The organism is Pseudomonas fluorescens (genome assembly GCF_005938625.1).
Lineage (GTDB): Bacteria > Pseudomonadota > Gammaproteobacteria > Pseudomonadales > Pseudomonadaceae > Aquipseudomonas > Aquipseudomonas fluorescens_BD.
In genome coordinates this window covers 1-19,157 of sequence record NZ_VCNJ01000080.1, presented here as the reverse complement: position 1 = coordinate 19,157, position 19,157 = coordinate 1, and the positions used below count along the sequence as shown (strand labels likewise).

Sequence of the window (19,157 nt, the reverse complement as noted above, 5' to 3'; positions counted from 1 at the left end):
TCAATGGCTCAGAGGTCGCGGACCATGAGCCATTGTTCGTTGTCCCAGGCGTGAAAACGCTCCAGGACCTCCCAGCCGCGCTTGGCGTAGTAGTCCTGTTTGTTCTGTGTGTGCAGATACAGGCGCGCAAAGCCGCAGTCTTTCGCCTCCTGACAAATCCCTGCAATCAAACGCTCCGCCAACCCTTGCCCGCGTGCTTCAGGACTGACGAACACGCAGGCCAGCCAAGGTCCGAGATCAGGGCGCAGGGCGAGGTCATCGCGTGCCAGCGCGGCGCCGCCGAGCAGATGCTCACCGTCCATGGCGATCAGGCAGGACCAGTCGCCATTGCCTTGGCCCTCAGCAAATTCACGCTGCCAATCGGTCAGCGGGTGGTCGACGTATTCGTAGGGGAATTGTTGGTGGATCCATTGAGCAAATAGGTCGCTGTGATTCATGTGATGCGCGAGCCAATCGAGTTTCAGTGACATCGGTCGAGTCCGTTCCAGAAGCGAGAACGCATCAGAAACCAATCCCCCAACCTTGGCAATCCTCAAGGTGTTCCAGACCCTTTACAGATTTCCACCGCTCATCGGCAAACCCTCGGTTTTACAGGGTTGCCAGACGATTGGCAGGGACGCCGAGCGGCCTCGGCGCGATAGTGCGTGAGCAGGGTCACTGCCGGCCCTGCCACATAAAAAGAACGCGAGGTTGCCATGCCGAAGTTCGTGATTGAACGCGAGATTCCAGGAGCCGGAAAGCTGTCGGAAGTAGAGCTCAAAGCCGTGTCGCAAACGTCTTGTCAGGCGTTGCGCGATCTCGGTCCGCAAGTGCAGTGGCTGCAGAGTTACGTCACCGCTGACAAGGTCTATTGCGTGTACATCGCACCTGACGAAGAGCAGGTACGCGAACACGCCAGGCTTGGAGGATTTCCGGCCAACAGTGTGGCGCGTGTGGTGACGGTCATCGATCCGACGACGGCCGAATGAGCACCGACCCCACCGCAGCGGAGTTCACTCTTATGAGTACCCCGATTGATCTGACTGCCTTGAAAGAACGCCAGAAAGTCGCCTGGGCCAGCGGCGACTACGCCGTAATTGGCACGACGTTGCAGATCGTCGGCGAAAACCTCGCCGAAACCTGCGATCTGCGTTGCGATGAAGAGGTGCTGGATGTCGCTGCCGGAAACGGTAATGCGACGCTGGCAGCGGCGCGACGCGGTTGTCTGGTGACGTCCACCGATTACGTCGCGGCGCTGCTGGAACGTGGCCAGGATCGCGCCCGCGCGGAGCATCTGGACGTGACGTTTCAGGTGGCCGATGCCGAAGCGCTGCCGTTCGCCGACGAGAGCTGTGACGCCGTGCTGTCGACCTTTGGCGTAATGTTCGCACCGGATCAGGACAAGGCCGCTGCTGAACTGGGCCGGGTTTGTCGCCGTGGCGGGCGGATCGGTCTGGCCAACTGGACGCCGGAAGGTTTCGTTGGCCAGATGTTCAAGACCCTCGGCCGGCATTTGCCACCACCTGCCGGTGCACAACCGCCGTCGAATTGGGGCTCTGATGCGTGGCTGCACAAGCATTTCGATGACCGCGATTTTCTGCTGCGTGTGACGCGGCGCGAGTTCAATTTTCGCTATCGCTCGGCCGCGCACTTCATCGACATTTTCCGCCATTGGTACGGGCCGGTGCACAAGGCCTTCGCGGCACTGCCGCCGGAGAGCGGACAGGCGCTGGAAAATGATCTGGCGGATTTGCTCAATCGTTTGAATCGGGCGGGGGAGAGTTCGCTGGTGGTGCCGAGTGAATATCTGGAGGTGGTGATCACTAAACGCTGAGTCACACACGGTTTTCGAATCTATTGCGATCCCTGTAGGAGTGAGCCTGCTCGCGATAGCGGTCTTTCAGTCAAAAATATTCAACTGACAGACCGCTATCGCGAGCAGGCTCACTCCTACAATGGATTTGTGTTGGGTTCTGGAGCTTATTTCACCTGCGGCCGATCAAACCACTCCAGCGCCGTGCGCCAGATGCAGATCCCCAAAAAGTACGCCGACATCAGCAACCACAAACCCATCACCAACGGATTGATCACCGGGTGATTCAGCACCAGCGACAAACTGCACAGCAGCCAGATCGCCGTCACCGCAATGTTGATCGGCATGAACCGACGCACACGGAACGGGTGCAGGAATTTCATCCGTGTCACCGTCAGCAACGCCAGACCGATCACCGTCAGGAAAGTAACCCACGGCCCCGGCCCAATGATGTACAGGCACAGCGCGACCACATTCCACGCCGCCGGAAACCCGACGAAGTAGTTGTCCTTGCTCTTCATATTGACGTTGCAGAAGCAGAACAGCGACGACACCAGGATCAGCGACACGGTCAGCAGCAAGGTGTAGTCGGGCAATGGAATGTAGCGATAGATGAACAGTGCCGGAATGAATACATACGTCAGGTAATCGATCACCAGATCAAGGATCGAACCGTCGAAGCTCGGCAGCACCGATTGCACGTTGACCTTGCGCGCCAGCGCGCCGTCGAGGCCGTCGACAATCAACGCCACGCCCAGCCACATGAGGCAGTGGGTCGGCTGGTTTTCCAGCAGGGCGAGGGTGGCCAGAAAAGCGGTGACCACGCCAGTCGCGGTAAAACCATGGGCGCCCCATGCTTTGAGCCTGGCGATGTGTACGGTCGATATCACGGGGGCGTTCTCCAGAAAGTGAAGCAAGCCGGGTATCACCCTTGGGTGCAAGGGCGCCGGCAAACCGGGTCGGGGTTGCAGCTATCGACCGGTCTGGCCGGGATAAGGTTCACCATTGATCAATCTTAGCTGGCCGGCGAAAAAATACGCGGGCGAAATCCGCCAGACCCTTGAGTGTCAGCCAAACGGTGCTGGCGCTATGGCTTGAGGGGGCTATCGTTGCCAGACGCAGTCACTGCCAATGCTTGAGGATGACGTCATGAACACCAGCGATTTGCTTGAACAACTGCTGCGAGGCCAGGCCTCGGTGGGACAACAATCTTCAGCGTCTGCCGGCGCTGGTTTGGGTGGTTTAGGCGGGTTGCTGGGCGGACTGCTCGGTGGCGGCTCGGGCGCGGCCAGCGGCGGCGGATCTGCCGGTGGACTTGGCGGCTTGGGCGGCTTGCTCGGTGGTTTGCTCGGCGGCGGTGCCGGTGGTGGTCTTGGCGGCGCCTTGGGAGGGGCACTGGGTGGCGGTGGCGGCACACAAAGCCGCTCCGGCGGGACCAATTATGCGGCGCTGGCGTCGCTAGGGATGATGGCGTTCCAGGCGTATCAGGCCTGGCAACGCAGCCAGGCCAGTTCGGCACCGTCACAAACGCCGCAAACGGCTAACCTCCTGGCCGGCCCGGAAATTGAAGAACACAGCCATGCGGTGCTGCGCGCCTTGATTGCCGCGGCCAAGGCTGACGGGCGTATCGATGAATCCGAGAAACACCTGATCAGCAGCGAAATCGGCAAACACACCGATGATCCGCAGTTGCAGCAATGGCTCGACGCCGAAGTCGCCAAGCCGCTGGATCCCGCAGAAGTGGCGCAGTCGGCCAATGGGGATCCGGCCGTCGCCGCCGAAATGTACCTGGCCAGCGTCCTGCTGGTGGATGACCAGCAGGACGCCGAGCGCAGTTATCTGGATGAACTGGCAGCCGCGTTGCAGATCGACCCGGATTTGCAGGTGCATCTGGAACAGCAGGCCAAAGGTCAGGCCTGAAAGCAAAATCAGAAGATCGCAGCCTTCGGCAGCTCCTACAGGGTGTACATCATTCCATGTAGGAGCTGCCGAAGGCTGCGATCTTTTGATCTTGTTTTTTAAAATCAAAATCAAAAGATCGTCCGGTCGCGGCCCGAGCCTTCGGCAGCTCCTACAGAGGAATTAAGTGTGTGCGAGGATCGCGCAGACGGCCGTCCGTCCGGGCAATTTTCACGTCGATTGAATTTTTCGCAGGCGCTGGCTCTCTGCTGCTGTAGAGGCGTGTGGAACAGCGCCCTGCCAATCGACCGAGAATTTTGCCATGACTGTCCTGACACACCTGCAAGCTGCGCCTGCACAACCGCATCTTATGAATGCTGCCGGGAACATCCGGCAGGTCTATGAGGGATTGTTGCGCGATGACAATCCCCAAGACCTTGCGCGGGCGTTTTTGCAGGAGCAATTGCAACACGCCGCGCCACTCACCGATGCTCTGCCTGAAGACCCGACGACGTGGCACTCGTGGGTAGCCGAACATTGCGCCGATGTAGCCCGGCAGTACGCCGACTATCTGCAGCAACGCAAGGCCGGTGGGTCTCGGCAATTTTTCCGTGGCAAAGCGCAGGCACTGTATTTTCTGCAAGCGGTGGCACCGACCAAGCTGGTCGACGGCGCCTGGCTTTCTGGCGTGTTACCGCGCTGGCAGGACCCGCGTTTCCAAGGCCTGCTGCGCACCTTTCTGGAAGAACTGGGCGAGGGCAATCCGGCGCAAAATCACGTGGTGATTTACCGCAAACTGCTCGCCGAACACGACTTGCAGGACAGCAGCGCGATAGCCGATGAGCGCTACCTGCAAGGTGCGATACAACTGGCCCTCGGCGTATGTGGCGCTGATTATTTGCCCGAAGTGATCGGCTACAACCTCGGCTATGAACAACTGCCGTTACACCTGTTGATCAGCAGTTACGAACTCAGCGAACTGGGCATCGATCCGTACTATTTCACCCTGCATGTGACCATCGACAACGCCAGCACTGGCCATGCGCAAAAGGCCGTGCAGGCAGCGCTCGATCTGTTGCCGCTTGAGGCCGATCGCGGCGAATTTCTGCGTCGGGTAGCCCTCGGTTATCGGCTCAACGACCTGGGGCAGGGCAGTCGCGCGATCATCGAAGGTTTCGACCTTGAGCGGGAGTTGCTGGCGATGCTCGAGCGCAAGTGTCCGTTCGCCCAGCACATGCACTCCGATTACTGCCGTTTCGAAGGGCAGACCGTCAATCAGTGGCTGGCTGCACCGGAACAATTGCCCGGCTTTCTTCAGGCGCTGCAGAACAAAGGCTGGATCAAACGCCACGAAGACCCACAGGCCAGTCGCTTTTGGCAACTGATCGCGGGCGATGGTGCGGCGATGTTTGGCGTGTTCAATGCCTACGAAAAACAATTGGTGCACGACTGGATTTCTGGTGACTGGACGTCTTCGGATAAGACGAAACCCGCTCGACGGCACAGTCAAACCGCAGCGCCCATCGACGGTCTTGAACAGGATCCCGACGTACAGGCACTCAACGCTGCGCTGCAAGGTCAGGACGGCTTGGCGCAGATGGCAATTCTGATCCCCTGGCTCGCCCCGGCCCGTCATGCACACCCCGCCGGACTGCTCGCCACGCGGCGTTTTATCGAACTCAAATCCCGCTTGCCTTAAGGACACCGCCGATGAATCAGGAAGAACAACTCTGCCCCAACGACCTCGTGCTGCTGCACCTCGGCCGGCGCTTGTTGGCAGACGGATATCGGTTCGTCACCCCGACGCCGTTGACCCATCAACGGGTCAACCAGCGTGATGAGGGCCAGATGGCCGATTCTTTGCGCGATGTGTTCGGCTGGTCGCGTCCATTTGCGCCGGGGTTGTTGTCGGCCGATGAACAGCGGCAACTGCAAGACGCTCAGATCATTGACGCGTACGAAGGTCACCTGAAGAGTCGGGTGCGCTGGTCAAGTCTGGATGATTTGCTCTTCGTGCATTCGGCGTTCCCCACCGAGGCGGCCGACGCGGTTTTTTTCGGCCCCGACACCTACCGCTTTGCGCAACTGATCCACGCTCACCTGCAGCAAAATTTCGCGCCCATCCATCGCGCAATAGATATCGGCTGTGGGGCTGGCGTCGGTGCGATTCTGATCGGCCGCGCCCGTCGCGAGGCGCAAGTCCTGGCGCTGGACATCAACCCTGCGGCACTGCGTCTGACCGCGATCAATGCGGCACTGGCAGAGGTCGCTAACGTTGAAGCGCGCGCCAGTGATCTGTTGCAGGGTGTCGACGGTGAATTTGACCTGATCGTCGCCAACCCGCCGTACATGGCCGATCCGGCAGAGCGCGCCTATCGCCACGGTGGCGGGACGCTGGGGGCAGGGCTTTCACTGCGCATCGTCGAACAGGCACTGAATCGGCTGGCACCCGGCGGCTCGTTATTGCTCTACACCGGGGTGGCGATGGTCGATGGCCGCGACCCGTTTCTTGACACCGTGCTGCCACGGCTGGATGAAAAGCGCTTTGGCTGGACGTACCGCGAACTCGATCCGGATGTCTTCGGCGAGGAGCTGCTCAACCCCGGCTATCAACGGGTTGACCGCATTGCAGTGGTGGCGCTGACCGTGACCCGAATGGGATGAAACAAGGCAGGTGGACGATGAACAGGAACCTCGATGACTACAACCGCATGCGCGATTTTTCAGCGACCTCGGAGCCGGCCGCCGTCAAGCGCTCCGGGCGTAAAACCGCCACGGATCACGCGTTGCAGTTCTGCATCCAGAAGCACGACGCTTCGCACCTGCATTACGACTTTCGCCTGGAGCTCGATGGCGCCTTGAAGAGTTGGGCGGTGCCGAAAGGGCCATCGCTCGACCCCAAGGTCAAGCGGCTGGCGGTGCATGTCGAGGATCATCCGCTGGATTATGCGACGTTTGAGGGCAGCATTCCTGAAGGGCATTACGGCGCTGGGGATGTGATCGTCTGGGATCGTGGCGTGTGGATTCCGCTGGAAGATCCGCACAAGGCCTACGCCAAAGGCAAGCTCAAGTTCGAGTTGCAGGGCGAGAAACTCGGCGGCATCTGGAATCTGGTGCGCACGCACATGCCGGGCAAGAAGGAGAACTGGTTTCTGATCAAGCATCAGGACAGCGCTGCTCGCCCGCAAGATGATTACGATGTGCTGGTAGCCGAGCCGGACAGCGTGTTGAGCGAGCGCACGCTGGTTACCAAGCCCAAGCTGGCCGCGGAGCAAAGCAAACCGACGAAAAAGGCCCCGGCCAAAGCGCGCAAGCAAGCGACCGGCAAACTCACTGGCGCGCACAAGGCTAAACTGCCAACGCAACTCAAGCCGGAACTGGCCACGCTGGTCGACAGCGCGCCCGACGGGCAGTGGAGCTACGAGATCAAATTCGACGGCTACCGGATCATGGCGCGTATTGATCACGATCAGGTGCAGCTGTTCACCCGCAACGGACATGACTGGACGCACAAGTTGCCGCAACAAGCCAAAGCACTGGCCGCGCTGGGGCTGGAATCCGCATGGCTGGACGGTGAAATGGTCGTCGCCAACGAACACGGCGTGCCGGACTTTCAGGCCCTGCAAAATGCTTTCGAAGCCGGACGCAGCGGCAACATTCTCTACTACCTGTTCGACCTGCCTTATCTCAATGGCGTCGACTTGCGTGAAGTCCCGGTCGAAGAGAGACGTGCAGCGTTGTCAACGGTGCTCGGCAGCCATGAACAACCGTTGCTGCGCTTCTCCGAAGCCTTCGATGAAACCCCGGACGCCCTGCTCAACAGCGCCTGCCAGATGCAGATGGAAGGCCTGATCGGCAAACGCCTTGGCTCTCCCTATGTATCGCGGCGCAGCGGCGACTGGATCAAACTCAAATGCAAACACCGCCAGGAATTCGTGGTCGTCGGCTACACCGACCCGAAGGGTTCGCGCAGTGCCTTCGGCGCATTGCTGTTGGGGCTGCACGATCGCGACAGCGGTGAATTGCGCTATGCCGGCAAGGTCGGCACCGGTTTCAACGAGTCGACGTTGAAAAGCATTCTGGCCCAACTCAAGCCCTTGCAGGTGAAGAAGCCAGCGGTGATCAATCCACCCAGCGGCTTTGAGGTCAAAGGCGTGCACTGGCTCAAGCCGAAACTGCTGGCAGAAGTCGCATTTGCCGAAATGACCAAGGACGGTTCGGTACGCCACGCTGTGTTCCATGGCTTGCGCGACGACAAGCCAGCCAAGGACATCACTGAGGAGCGAGCGAAACCGGTGAAGACTGCAGAGAAGAAAACGCCGGCGAAGAAACCGCCGAAAAAGGCCCCGGCGAGCAACGCTGAAACCGCGCCGTCTCAGCTCGGACTGGCCAACGGCAAGGTGCGCATCACTCACCCGGACCGGGTGATCGACGCGGTCAGCGGCACCACCAAGATGCAACTGGCCGAGTATTACGCCAGCGTCGCCGAATGGATCCTGCCGCAACTCAAGGATCGGCCGGTGGCGCTTGTACGCGCCCCGGACGGCATCGCCGGCGAGTTGTTCTTCCAGAAAAACGCCGAACGCCTGGCGATTCCCGGCATCACCACGCTGGACAAGGACGTCACCGGACAACCGGTGATGCTGATCAACAACGCTGAAGCGCTGATCGGCGCGGTGCAGATGAGCACCGTCGAACTGCACACCTGGAACGCCACCACCGTCGATCTGGACAAGCCTGACCGCTTCGTCCTCGACCTCGACCCGGATCCAGCGTTGCCGTGGAAAAGCATGGTCGAAGCGACGGCGCTGACATTGACCGTGCTCGATGAATTGGGGTTGAAGGCTTTCCTGAAAACCAGTGGTGGCAAGGGTATTCACTTGGTGGTGCCGCTGACCCGTAAACTTGGTTGGGATGAAGTAAAGGATTTCAGCCACGCCATCGTCAGTCATATCGCCAAGCTGTTGCCTGATCGGTTTTCTGCGGTATCGGGACCGAAAAACCGCGTCGGGCGGATCTTTATCGATTACCTGCGCAACGGTCTAGGCGCCACCACCATTTGCGCTTATGCGGCGCGCACCCGCGAAGGTCTGCCAGTATCGGTGCCGTTGTTTCGGGAAGAGGTTGCCGAGATCAAGGGCGGCAATCAGTGGAACGTGCACAACGTTCATCAGCGTTTGGCAGAAGTCGGCGACGAACCCTGGGCTGATATGAAGAAAACCCGCCAGAGCATCACGGCCGAGATGCGCAAACGGGTCGGTCTGAAAAGGTAATCAGGTGTCGCGCAGCAAGTCGTGGGCGTTGAGCAGTTCGAAGGCGATTTTGGGCTGATTTTCCAGTCCGCGACGAATGGCGGCCGGGATGGCAGCGCGGGTCTTGCGACAAAGTCCCGGTAACTCATCGATCTGAATGGCAATGCCGCGCATTGTGCGCACTTCGTTGAAACCGGGGGCGACGTCGACGCGAATCCCCAGTTGCTCGAACATTCGCTGTTGCAGATGTTTGAGGTCATTCAAATCTTTGAGGGTTTCGAGGCGAGCGAGCAGGCGTTTCTCTTCTTCACGGGTCAAACGCAGAATGCGCAAATCCGCGGCGGGGTTTTCCAGCAACGGATCGCGCCCGCAATTGCAGGCGCCGGGCGGGCAAGGGGAGCGCAAAGGCGCAGTAGTCGTCATGGCCTCCATCATAGAGGCCGTCAGACGGTTTTGCCTATGCGCCTTCAGCGGCCATCCATCGGCTGCTTTTTCCGTGATGGCTACTGATTCAGGCCTTCGTAATGCACCAGAATCGCGTTGGCCAGATCTTCATCGCTGGCGTTGATGCCAGGATTGTCCTGGCGAACCTGTTGCAGCACCGACTCAAGATAAACCCCACGAATGGCCCCGCCACTGGCGACAAATGCAGACAAGTCGTCACGGGCTGGAATCACCATTTTGTGATCCTTGAAGGTCGAGTACAGCGACGCGGAGACACCGGCCGAGGTGGCGACATCTCCGGCATCGACTTTGGCCAGAGCGGAACCAACGGGCAGGCATAGGAGTAAAGAAGAAACGAGCACTAACTTGCGCATGACGGTGTTCCTCCACAAGCGCGAAGCAAAAAGGGAAGGACTACATAATGTGAGAGGGGCTCGGTGCGTGGGAGTTCCGTGGCGCAGCAAAGTCTGCGTTATTGCAAAACGGACGCGGGCAACGCCATTGCGGGTTGCCCGGCCGGCAGACTGCGACGGCTCAGATCACCCCGCAGGCCATGCGATCACCGCCACCGCCCAGTGGCTTGGGCATGTCGGCGTGGTTGTCGCCGCCGGCGTGGATCATCAGCGCGTGGCCTTTGATCTCGGAGATCCTTTTCAGGCGCGGCGCCAATACCGGGTAATTGGCAATGCCGTCAGCGGTCACGTAAACCGCCGGAAGATCACCCAAATGACCGTCGGCGTAAGGGCCGAGGTGCTTGCCGGTTTTTTGCGGATCGAAATGCCCGCCTGCGGCCAGTGCCGCGCCTTTCACGCCGTCCTTCATGCCGGCGTCGCAGCTACCGTTTTCATGCACGTGGAAACCGTGCACGCCGGCCGGCAGGGATTTCAGATCGGGCGTGAACAACAGGCCATAGGCGGTTTCACTGATGGTGACTGAGCCGATCGCCTGCGGCGCACCGTCGGCGCTGACCAGATTGATGGCGACTTCTTCCGTCGCCGCCTGCGCGGTACCGATGGCGAAGGTGCCGAGCAAACCCAACCATAATGCGCGTTTCATAGGCGTTTCCTTTTGCTGTACGAATGTTCAGAGCGACGAACTCAATAGCCTGCCGGCATTAACCGGCGATGAAGGCGCATCCGCCTGCGTTGCAAAGTGAGACTTGTCGCGCAATCGGAAAGTTTTGCTGCCGTTAGCCAGCATGTCGACACCTGCTGACACGCTCTGGCGCGGCAGACCTGCGCAAATAGGCTTAACTGAAGGCTGACAAGCGCTTACGGGCGTGGCCAAGGAGGAAAAACCGGTGTCGATCAAACTGCGTTTAGTGTTGCTGATTGTGACAAGTCTGCTGACGGCGTTGATCGTGAGTCTGGTCAGCTACGTCGGCAACCAACGGATGGCCTCAGCGGTCAGCGACAACGCAGTCAGCATGAGCGCGCTGCGCAACCACATGGAAGCCGACATGATGCACGACGCCCTGCGCGCCGATGTCTACTCGGCGATGCTGGTCGGGCTGGGCAAAAGCACCAGCACGGCGAGCGAGGTGCGCGATTCGATCAACGAGCATGCCGGGCATTTTCGTGAGGTGCTTGAAGACAACCTCAAGTTACCGATCAACCCGACTTTGCGCACCGCGCTGGAGCAGATCAAGCCGAGCCTCGATACCTACATCAACGCGGGCGAACGGATCGTCGGGTTGGCGCTGGACAATCCCGATGCCGCTCAACAGGAACTGGGCACCTTCAACACGGCGTTTGGTCAGCTTGAAGAGCAAATGGCCGCGTTGAGCGAGTTGATCGAGTCCAATACACGGCAGACCAGCGCAGGCACCGAGTCAGCCATCCGCAATGCCAACGTCGCGCTCGGCGTGGTTTTGATCGCCAGTCTTGTGCTGCTTTTGATACAGGGTCGCTGGGTCATTCTGAGCATCATGGGGCCGTTGAAGACCGCCAGTCGAATCGCCGAAAGCATCGCCCACGGCAATCTCAGCGAGCCAATCGCCGAGCCGTCCGGCAAGGACGAAGCCAGTGTCCTGATTCGCACTTTAGCGACCATGCAGCGCGACTTGCGCAACATGATCGATGTAGTGCGGCGCAACGCTCATGGCGTCAGTGGCATGAGCGAACAACTCAGCCACGGCTGCCATCAGGTCGCCGATAGCAGCCAGCAACAAAGCGTCGCTGCGGGCACCATGGCCGCCGCCGCCAGCCAGATGACCGCGAGCATCGAGGAAATCACCCGCCACGCCGAACGTGCCCTGAGCATGGCCAGTCAGGCCGAGACCCTGGCCAAGGAGGGGGGCGGAGTGATTCATCAAGTGGTCAGCGACATGGACGATATTGCCCGATCAGCGCAACAGTCGGCACAGGTGATCCGCACGCTGGATCAGGAATCCGAAGCCATTTTCAACATCATTCAGGTGATCAAGAGCATCGCCGACCAGACCAACCTGCTGGCGCTCAATGCCGCCATTGAAGCGGCACGCGCCGGCGAGCAGGGCCGGGGCTTTGCCGTGGTGGCTGACGAGGTGCGCAGTCTGGCGGCACGCACCAGTGCCTCAACCCAGGAAATCGCCGCGATGGTCGCGCGCATTCAGCACAGTACCCGCGAGGCGGTCAGCAGCATGGAGGCGGGCGTCGCGCAGGTCGACAAGGGCATGGCGGTGACGGCGGATGTCGAACGCGCTATTCGCGAAATCCTTGAGGCGACGTTGAGCACGACGCAACTGGTCAACGACATCACCCGCACGATTGGCGAGCAGAGCCAGGCCAGTAATGAGATCGCCCATCAGGTGGAAATGATTGCCGGGATGTCCGAGGGTAATAGCCGGGTGATCGGGCAAACGGCGAATACTACTGACGAGTTGTCGAGTCTGGCGGGGCAGTTGGCGCAGTCGGTGGATCGGTTTCGGCTGTAGTGGTGAAATCCGTCGTATTTGTGCTGGCCGGGCTGCCGCTTTCGCGAGCAAGCTCGCTCCCACAGGTTTCGTGGTGTAAATGCAATATTCGCTGCGCCACCGAACACTGTGGGAGCGAGCTTGCTCGCGAAGAGGTCTGTTCAACCAACACTAATGCTGGATAAATTCACACAATCAAAACTTGAACGCCTGCCGCCCCACCAACAACCACTTGCCGTCCTGCTTCTGCCAGATCTGAAAGTTCTCGATCTCCGTCGGCACCACCTCGGTCCCTTTCAACGCCTGCGCGGAAAAGTGGTGGCGCACCAGCGCGGTATCGCCTGAGAGGGTGATGGTCTGCTTCTGCATCTCGAGGGTCTTGAAAGCGCTTTTGCCGGTTTCGATGTCAGCGATGAATTCCTTCTTGTCCTGAATCTTGCCACTGGAATGGCCGTAGGTCAGGTTGGGTGCGGTGAGCGCGTTCAGTTCGGCGATGTCCTTGTGCAGCATCGCTTGGGTCAGATGGTCTACCGCTTGGGCGACATCTTTTTCCGCGGTGGTAGACGCGGCCATGGCGTAGCCGTTGAAGGCACAGAGAAAACCGATCAGGAGTCGGGTCTTGGTCATGAACGTTATTTCCTTGTTGTTATGAGGGATGACCGATTCATCAGTCATCGTACAACCTAGCAGATAATCTTCAGATAAGGCACTGCTTCAAAGTGCTGATCGTCGGGGTCATGTTCAGCCTTCATCGGCCGATACCGTCCAGAGCGGAAAAAGACTCTCAAGTCGGGAACAGACGCGCGGGTTTGCCCTGACGTGATATTCTTCGCGCCAACTTGGTTTGACCTTATTCAGTTTGCTTGCCTTTGGGCGGGCCGACGGAATCCCTGTCGCTCAAGTAGCTGAGCCAATAATGATAAGAAGTCAGTTCAGAAGGGACATTAACTGAGGTCGATGCAGCATGTCGGCCTTGTGTGCCCACCCGTCAAAATTGAAGTGTGCCGCAATCCCAGACGCTAGCCTGAGCGTCATCAAAGCGGATCGCATACAGATAACAGCGGCGGGCGGAAGGCGTTTTATCATAGGTGCAACAGATGTTTAAAAAAGTGAACACAGCCCTGCTGGGTCTGGCTTTGGCGATGGGGATGACATCCGCCAATGCTGACGAAGCAAAGAAAGTCGACGTTCTGCTGATCGGCGGCGGCATCATGAGCACCACCCTCGGTGTGTGGATCAATGAGCTGGAGCCAAGCTGGTCGATGGAAATGGTCGAGCGCCTTGACGGCGTCGCCCTCGAAAGCTCCAACGGCTGGAACAACGCCGGTACCGGTCACTCGGCGCTCGCTGAGCTGAACTACACCCCGGAAGACGACAAAGGCAACGTGACGATCCCGAAAGCCGTCGAGATCAACGAAGCGTTCCAGGTCTCCCGTCAGTTCTGGGCCTGGCAGGTTCAGCAAGGCGTTCTGAAGAACCCTCGCTCGTTCATCAACACCACTCCGCACATGAGCTTCGTGTGGGGCGATGACAACATCAAGTTCCTGAAAAAGCGCTACGAAGCCCTGCAAGCGAGCCCGCTGTTCGCCGGCATGCAGTACTCTGAAGACCCGGCTGTGATCAAGAAGTGGGTCCCGCTGATGATGGAAGGGCGTGACCCGAACCAGAAAATCGCGGCCACCTGGAGCCCGCTGGGTACCGACATGAACTTCGGCGAAATCACCCGCCAGTTCGCTGCCCACCTGCAGACCAAGCCTAACTTCGATCTGAAACTGTCGAGCGAAGTGCAGGACATCACCAAGAATGCCGATGGCACTTGGCGCGTCAGCTACAAAAACCTGAAAGACGGCACTAAAACCGAAACCGACGCCAAGTTTGTGTTCATCGGCGCGGGCGGCGGTGCACTGCACCTGCTGCAGAAGTCGGGCATTCCTGAAGCCAAGGAATACGCTGGCTTCCCGGTAGGCGGCTCGTTCCTGGTGACCGATAACCCGGCCATCGCTGAACAGCACCTGGCCAAGGCCTACGGTAAAGCGTCGGTTGGCGCACCACCGATGTCCGTTCCGCACCTGGACACCCGTGTCCTGGACGGCAAGCGCGTCATTCTGTTTGGCCCATTCGCGACCTTCAGCACCAAGTTCCTGAAAGAAGGCTCGTACCTGGACCTGCTGACCAGCACCACCACCCACAACATCTGGCCTATGACCAAGGTCGGCATCAAGGAATACCCGCTGGTCGAGTACCTGGCTGGCCAACTGATGCTGTCGGATGAAGACCGCATGAACGCGCTGAAGGAATACTTCCCGAACGCCAAAGCCGAAGACTGGCGCCTGTGGCAAGCCGGCCAACGCGTGCAAATCATCAAGCGTGATGAAGCCGCTGGCGGCGTGCTGAAACTGGGCACCGAGATCGTTGCTGCACAAGATGGCTCCATTGCCGGCCTGCTGGGCGCATCGCCAGGCGCGTCGACCGCTGCCCCGATCATGCTGAGCGTGCTGCAGAAAGTCTTCAAAGACAAAGTCGCAACGCCTGAGTGGCAAACCAAGCTGCACCAGATCGTTCCAAGCTACGGCACTCAGTTGAACAGCGATCCAGCCAAAGTGGCTGCAGAGTGGGCGTACACCGCCAAGATCCTCGAACTGCCGACACCTCCAGTGATCGGTCAGGCTGCTGCTCCGGCTGCACCTGCCGCTGAAAAAGCTGAAGCTCCGAAAGAAAACGCGGCACGTGACATGGCGCTGTAACCAGACGCCTGACACACAAAGCCCACTGAACCGGCGACGGTCAGTGGGCTTTTTTGTGGCAGACAGTTTTGTAGGAGCTGTCGAGTGAAACGAGGCTGCGATCTTTTGATCTTGATCTTGCTTTTGAAGGATCAAGATCAACAGATCGCAGCCTGCGGCAGCTCCTACAGGGATTTGGCTGATGTCAGATAAGCGCCGAGGCGCCGGCCCATCTCTTCGCCCAAGGCTTGCAGACCGCTGAGTGGCCGCACCATCACCTCGAACTCGACAATCTTGCCGCTCTCGTCAAAGCGAATCATATCGATGCCTTTCAGCTCCTTCGAACCCACCTTGGCGCTGAACTCCAGAATCACATTCAAGCCATCGGCAGTCGCCAGTTCGCGGTGGTAGGTGAAGTCTTCAAATACCTCAAACACGGTATTGAGGATCATCGACACTACCGGCGCACCCGGGTAAGGCGTGTGCGCCATCGGCGAGCGGAACACGGCTTGCGGACCAAGCAATGAGGGCAGCCCGCTCAAGTTGCCCGTGCGGATCATTTCGTGCCATTGCTTCAGGGATTCGGCGACGTTGGCTTGCAGGTTCAGGTCAGTCATGTGCACTCCGCGATGTTGTTGGTCTTGTGGCGACCGCCATGACTCTAGATCAATCACAGTGAAAGGAAACCCTTGTGTGTCGACCTGAATGTCGGCCCATGGCCAGTGCAGATCAGATGCGCATCTGATCCGTATTTTTTCGTCTTATCTGACGCTGTTACCGGCGCAGCTGAACGCTCAAAATGCCCCGGCAGTGCGGTCACTCTCGACAGTTCTTCATTCCGAAGCGTTCAGTGCACCGCAAACCCGGCATTGAGGAGAGCAACATGAACAAAATGGCGATTTTCCTGGGTGGCTTTCTGACACTGACCATTCTGATTGGCTTGCTCGCGACGATTTCTCCGGTCTGAGATCCGGCCACCGGATGATGTCGGGGGGTGTTGCGCGCGAATCGTGTTTAAATGCCGCGCCTTCAAACCTCGAAATGGACGTCACCCATGGCCGAACAGCGGATCCGTGCCCTCGCACTTTGCGTTTTTCATCACAATGGCAAAATTCTGGTCAACGAGTTTCGTGACCCGGTCAGCCAGCAAACCTGCTTTCGGCCTATTGGCGGCGGTATTGAATTTGGCGAGACCAGCGCCGAAGCGATCGTGCGCGAAGTGCAGGAGGAGTCAGGCCTGTCCATGACTGACGTGCGCCTGCTCGGCACACTCGAAAGCCTCTTCGTCTACAACGGCAAACCGGGTCATGAAATCGTTCAGGTGTATGACGCGACGTTTGTCGACCGGGGCGTTTACGCGCACTCGCAGATCGAGGGTCATGAAAGCAACGGAGCTCCCTTCATCGCGCGCTGGCATGCCATCTCAAGCTTCAGCGAGCAGGCGCCGTTGGTGCCCAAAGGCTTGTCCGATCTACTGAAGAATGCCGGATTGCTGGTTTGAGAACCGGCGAAAAAACCAGGTTCATCGGGCCGCCGGGGTGAAATTGGCAATCGCGGCCCACGTTATGACGGTGTCTGTACTGGCCTCTTCGCGAGCAGGCTCGCGCCCACAATGATTGAGGGTGAACACACATTTTGTGATCGGCCGCAAACCCTGTGGGAGCGAGCCTGCCCGCGATCGCGAATTGTCAGTCAGCGCTATTTCGGCGACGTTCGATGCCGTCTGGATTGCCCATGTCCAGCAATCTTCTTTCCAGCAGAATGTTCTCAAGCGCCTGACGCTCGATCGGCGCCATTTGGTGTGCGCGCTTTTTCAGCTCCAGCAGAATCGGGCTGGACCAGGCGCGGTAGGTCTGTTCAATGTTGCGACGCGACGTCATCAGTCTCTCCTTGATCAAAAGCCCGGTGAAGCTGGCAGGGGCTCAATCCGATGAGGGTTTAACCTTAGTCGACAAAGCCGTGGCGCGCGAATGCATACGTGCTGTGCAGGCACTGCGCAGGTTTGGACTTGGTCGGCACGATCACGGGCCGCTGCGGTCGTAATCTTCACATGGGCGTATCACTTGTGGAGATCCAATGAGCCAGGAAGTCCTGACCACCGAAACCAACCGCCGCCAGTTGCAGCAGATCATCGCCGGGCTGTCCGACGGGGTGATTCTGCTGGAGCTGGATCAGAGCATTCTCTGGGCCAACGAAGCCGCGCTGGCCATGCACGGTGTCAAGCGCATTACCGATCTGGGCCACAATGCCGACGAATACGCCAAAAAGTTCAACCTGCGCTATCGCAACAATCACTCGATCACCGCTGAAAACTACCCCATCAGCCGCGTAGCGCGCTGTGAGAGTTTCAATGACGTGCTGATTGAAGTATCGCCCACCGACGATCCGGAGCGCATCTGGGTGCACAGCGTGCGCAGCATGATTCTCACGGATCGCGAGGGGCAGCCGGAGTCGCTGGTGCTGATCATGAGCGACGTCACTGACTGGGCCAACGCCGAGCAGCGTTTCGAAAGGACGTTTAACGCCAACCCTGCGCCAGCGGTGATCTGCCGTCTCAGCGATCTGCGCTACATCAAGGTCAATCCCGGTTTTCTGGAGATGACCGGCTATACCCGCGAGCAGGTGATTGGCACTTCGGCCTATGAGATCGACATCTTTGAGCAGGCCGAGAAAAAAGATCTGGCGATTCAGCGTCTGCGCGACGTCGCGACCATTCCGCAGATGCAGGCCGAGCTGCGCCTGCCCGATGGCAGCAGCAAGCAAGTGATTGTTGCCGGGCAGCCGCTGACGCTCAACGATGAGGATTGCATGCTGTTTTCCTTTGTCGACATGGAGTTGCGCCACAAGGCCGAGGTGGCGCTGCGCCAGAGCGAGGAGCGTTTTGCCAAGGCGTTTCGCCTGACGCCGGTGCCGATCCTGATCTGCAGTGCCGACGAGCAGCAGGTGATTGACGTCAATCAGGCGTTCCTCGAAACCCTGGCCTATGACAGCGAAGACGTGCTCGGCAAAACCGTGACACAGCTGGATTTCATTGATGACAGCGGTGCGCGCACGCGGTTGCTGGCTGCGTTGGCGAAAAACGGGCGAGTCGATCGGGTGGATGTGCGGGTGCGCAGGAAGGATGCGGATCTGCTCGAATGTGCGCTGTCCGCCGATACCGTGAATATTCAGGACACACCGTGTTATTTGCTGGTGTTGATGGACATCACCGAGCGCAAACGCACCGAGCTTGAGCTGGTGGCGGCGATTGAGGAAGTGATGAAAGATGCTTCGTGGTTCAGTCGGACGCTGATCGAAAAACTGGCCAATGTGAAGAAGGTCAATTCGCCGCAACTGCCTAGCGTTTCGTTTACCGATCTGACGGCGCGGGAACGTGATGTACTGGGATTGATCTGTGAAGGGCTGGCGGACAAAGAGATCGCGGCGCGGCTGAAACTGGCACCGAACACGGTGCGTAACCATGTGGCCACGGTGTATTCCAAGCTGGATGTGCACAGTCGCAGTGAGGCGATTGTCTGGGCGCGGGAGCGTGGGTTGTTTTCTGGGGAATCGGTTGGCAAGGGTCAGCGATAGGGTGCAAATGCACTAGTGGGTCTGGTGCAATTTGAGGTGTTGGCGGGCGGCGGCTGTTCTTAGTCTGGTGGGGTGCGGTGCAAGCCTTTTGAGGTTTGTGGTCGCGTCCCTTCGAAGTGGCTAAAGGAACAACCGCAATGATGAATCTTGCGCAGTTGCGCGCGCAGCTGGAGCGCAGTTTTTCGCCGCTGGCGTGTGAGTGTCTGGTGGATGGTGATCATTCGCTGACCGTGAAGCTTTATCACCCGGTGTCGGGTCAGGTTGATCTGGTGATCAGTGGGTTGAAGCTTGATGCGTTGCGTACGCCTGAGTCGGTTGAGGCGTTGGTTGAAGAGTTGCGGTATGAGCTTGAGAGCAATTCTTTGCGTTCTTCTCGGGATCCGGATTTGGCTTAGGGCTTTGTGTTTGTGTTTGTGTTTGTGTTTGTGTTTGGGCTTGGCGGCCTTTGGGCCGACCATGCTCTTGGGGGTTGGGTGTATATTCGGTTCTTCGGATGCTGCGGCTGGCGGTTCCGCTCTTACAGCGGGTCACTTTTTCCAGGCGCCGAAAAAGTAACCAAAAAGGCTTGCTCCTGCGTGCGG

Annotated in this window: 19 protein-coding genes and 1 pseudogene; 12 read left to right on the top strand and 8 right to left on the bottom strand. The window is 58.9% G+C overall.

Translation table 11 applies throughout. From position 1 onward, the window contains the following. Positions 1-8: 8 nt before the first annotated feature. Entirely contained in the window at positions 9-470 is a 462-nt protein-coding gene (locus FGA82_RS29505) for a GNAT family N-acetyltransferase (protein WP_141129820.1), read from the bottom strand. 225 nt (positions 471-695) lie between these two features. Between FGA82_RS29505 and FGA82_RS29500 the strand changes: the two genes are divergently transcribed. Together FGA82_RS29500 and FGA82_RS29495 are read left to right on the top strand one after the other, a co-directional pair. Then, positions 696-968 carry a DUF4242 domain-containing protein gene (locus FGA82_RS29500; RefSeq protein WP_141129819.1) on the top strand — a complete coding sequence of 91 codons (273 nt, stop codon included), beginning with the start codon at positions 696-698 and terminating at the stop codon, positions 966-968. A gap of 32 nt (positions 969-1,000) precedes the next feature. Continuing rightward, positions 1,001-1,813 (top strand): class I SAM-dependent methyltransferase, encoded by an 813-nt coding sequence (locus FGA82_RS29495; protein WP_141129818.1) that lies wholly within the window; start codon positions 1,001-1,003, stop codon positions 1,811-1,813. A 146-nt stretch (positions 1,814-1,959) separates the two neighbouring features. On the opposite strand, the gene pcsA is transcribed toward FGA82_RS29495, so the two are convergent. Continuing rightward, positions 1,960-2,682, bottom strand: coding sequence for a phosphatidylcholine synthase (gene pcsA / locus FGA82_RS29490; protein WP_141129817.1), 723 nt, complete (start codon positions 2,680-2,682; stop codon positions 1,960-1,962). A 259-nt stretch (positions 2,683-2,941) separates the two neighbouring features. On the opposite strand from pcsA, the gene FGA82_RS29485 reads away from it, so the two are divergent. The 4 genes from FGA82_RS29485 (at position 2,942) to ligD (ending at position 8,964) form a co-directional block, all read left to right on the top strand. Beyond that, positions 2,942-3,712, top strand: coding sequence for a tellurite resistance TerB family protein (locus tag FGA82_RS29485; protein WP_141129816.1), 771 nt, complete (start codon positions 2,942-2,944; stop codon positions 3,710-3,712). 301 nt (positions 3,713-4,013) lie between these two features. Further along, complete coding sequence (locus tag FGA82_RS29480) at positions 4,014-5,390, top strand: iron-containing redox enzyme family protein (RefSeq protein WP_141129815.1); 1,377 nt, start codon at positions 4,014-4,016, stop codon at positions 5,388-5,390. Between the two features lie 11 nt (positions 5,391-5,401). Beyond that, positions 5,402-6,355, top strand: a complete 954-nt coding sequence (locus tag FGA82_RS29475; RefSeq protein ID WP_141129814.1) for a methyltransferase — start codon at positions 5,402-5,404, stop codon at positions 6,353-6,355. Between the two features lie 17 nt (positions 6,356-6,372). After that, positions 6,373-8,964 (top strand): DNA ligase D, encoded by a 2,592-nt coding sequence (gene ligD, locus FGA82_RS29470; protein ID WP_141129813.1) that lies wholly within the window; start codon positions 6,373-6,375, stop codon positions 8,962-8,964. On the opposite strand, the gene FGA82_RS29465 is transcribed toward ligD, so the two are convergent. The 3 genes from FGA82_RS29465 to sodC all read right to left on the bottom strand — a co-directional run bounded on the left by FGA82_RS29465 (position 8,965) and on the right by sodC (position 10,443). Next, positions 8,965-9,366 (bottom strand): hypothetical protein, encoded by a 402-nt coding sequence (locus FGA82_RS29465; protein WP_171057387.1) that lies wholly within the window; start codon positions 9,364-9,366, stop codon positions 8,965-8,967. It lies immediately after the preceding gene. Positions 9,367-9,446: 80 nt separating this feature from the next. Continuing rightward, a complete protein-coding gene (locus FGA82_RS29460; RefSeq protein WP_141129811.1) occupies positions 9,447-9,761 on the bottom strand; it encodes a DUF2388 domain-containing protein in 315 nt (104 codons plus the stop codon). A 160-nt stretch (positions 9,762-9,921) separates the two neighbouring features. After that, positions 9,922-10,443 (bottom strand): superoxide dismutase family protein, encoded by a 522-nt coding sequence (sodC, locus tag FGA82_RS29455; protein WP_141129810.1) that lies wholly within the window; start codon positions 10,441-10,443, stop codon positions 9,922-9,924. 223 nt (positions 10,444-10,666) lie between these two features. Between sodC and FGA82_RS33040 the strand changes: the two are divergent. After that, positions 10,667-11,443: pseudogene (locus tag FGA82_RS33040) on the top strand (MCP four helix bundle domain-containing protein); the annotation flags it as partial. Beyond that, the gene (locus FGA82_RS33035; RefSeq protein ID WP_371857731.1) at positions 11,438-12,301 is read left to right on the top strand and encodes a methyl-accepting chemotaxis protein; all 864 of its coding nucleotides are present in this window, start codon (positions 11,438-11,440) and stop codon (positions 12,299-12,301) included. The pseudogene FGA82_RS33040 and the gene FGA82_RS33035, both read left to right, overlap by 6 nt. 174 nt (positions 12,302-12,475) lie before the next feature. Here FGA82_RS33035 and FGA82_RS29445 read toward each other — a convergent pair whose 3' ends face one another. Further along, complete coding sequence (locus FGA82_RS29445; RefSeq protein ID WP_141129808.1) at positions 12,476-12,907, bottom strand: nuclear transport factor 2 family protein; 432 nt, start codon at positions 12,905-12,907, stop codon at positions 12,476-12,478. Between the two features lie 470 nt (positions 12,908-13,377). On the opposite strand from FGA82_RS29445, the gene mqo reads away from it, so the two are divergent. Continuing rightward, entirely contained in the window at positions 13,378-15,024 is a 1,647-nt protein-coding gene (gene mqo, locus FGA82_RS29440) for a malate dehydrogenase (quinone) (RefSeq protein ID WP_141129807.1), read from the top strand. Between the two features lie 164 nt (positions 15,025-15,188). On the opposite strand, the gene FGA82_RS29435 is transcribed toward mqo, so the two are convergent. Then, on the bottom strand, positions 15,189-15,620 hold the full coding sequence (locus FGA82_RS29435) for a nuclear transport factor 2 family protein (protein ID WP_141129806.1): 432 nt from the start codon (positions 15,618-15,620) through the stop codon (positions 15,189-15,191). A 437-nt stretch (positions 15,621-16,057) separates the two neighbouring features. Between FGA82_RS29435 and FGA82_RS29425 the strand changes: the two genes are divergently transcribed. Beyond that, positions 16,058-16,504, top strand: coding sequence for an NUDIX hydrolase (locus FGA82_RS29425; RefSeq protein WP_141129805.1), 447 nt, complete (start codon positions 16,058-16,060; stop codon positions 16,502-16,504). Positions 16,505-16,691: 187 nt separating this feature from the next. Here the strand turns inward: FGA82_RS29425 and FGA82_RS29420 are convergent, their stop codons facing one another. Further along, a complete protein-coding gene (locus tag FGA82_RS29420; RefSeq protein WP_141129804.1) occupies positions 16,692-16,883 on the bottom strand; it encodes a hypothetical protein in 192 nt (63 codons plus the stop codon). 196 nt (positions 16,884-17,079) lie between these two features. On the opposite strand from FGA82_RS29420, the gene FGA82_RS29415 reads away from it, so the two are divergent. Together FGA82_RS29415 and FGA82_RS29410 are read left to right on the top strand one after the other, a co-directional pair. Beyond that, positions 17,080-18,576, top strand: coding sequence for a helix-turn-helix transcriptional regulator (locus tag FGA82_RS29415; RefSeq protein ID WP_141129803.1), 1,497 nt, complete (start codon positions 17,080-17,082; stop codon positions 18,574-18,576). A gap of 137 nt (positions 18,577-18,713) precedes the next feature. Next, positions 18,714-18,971, top strand: coding sequence for a DUF1652 domain-containing protein (locus FGA82_RS29410; RefSeq protein WP_141129802.1), 258 nt, complete (start codon positions 18,714-18,716; stop codon positions 18,969-18,971). Positions 18,972-19,157 lie beyond the last annotated feature (186 nt).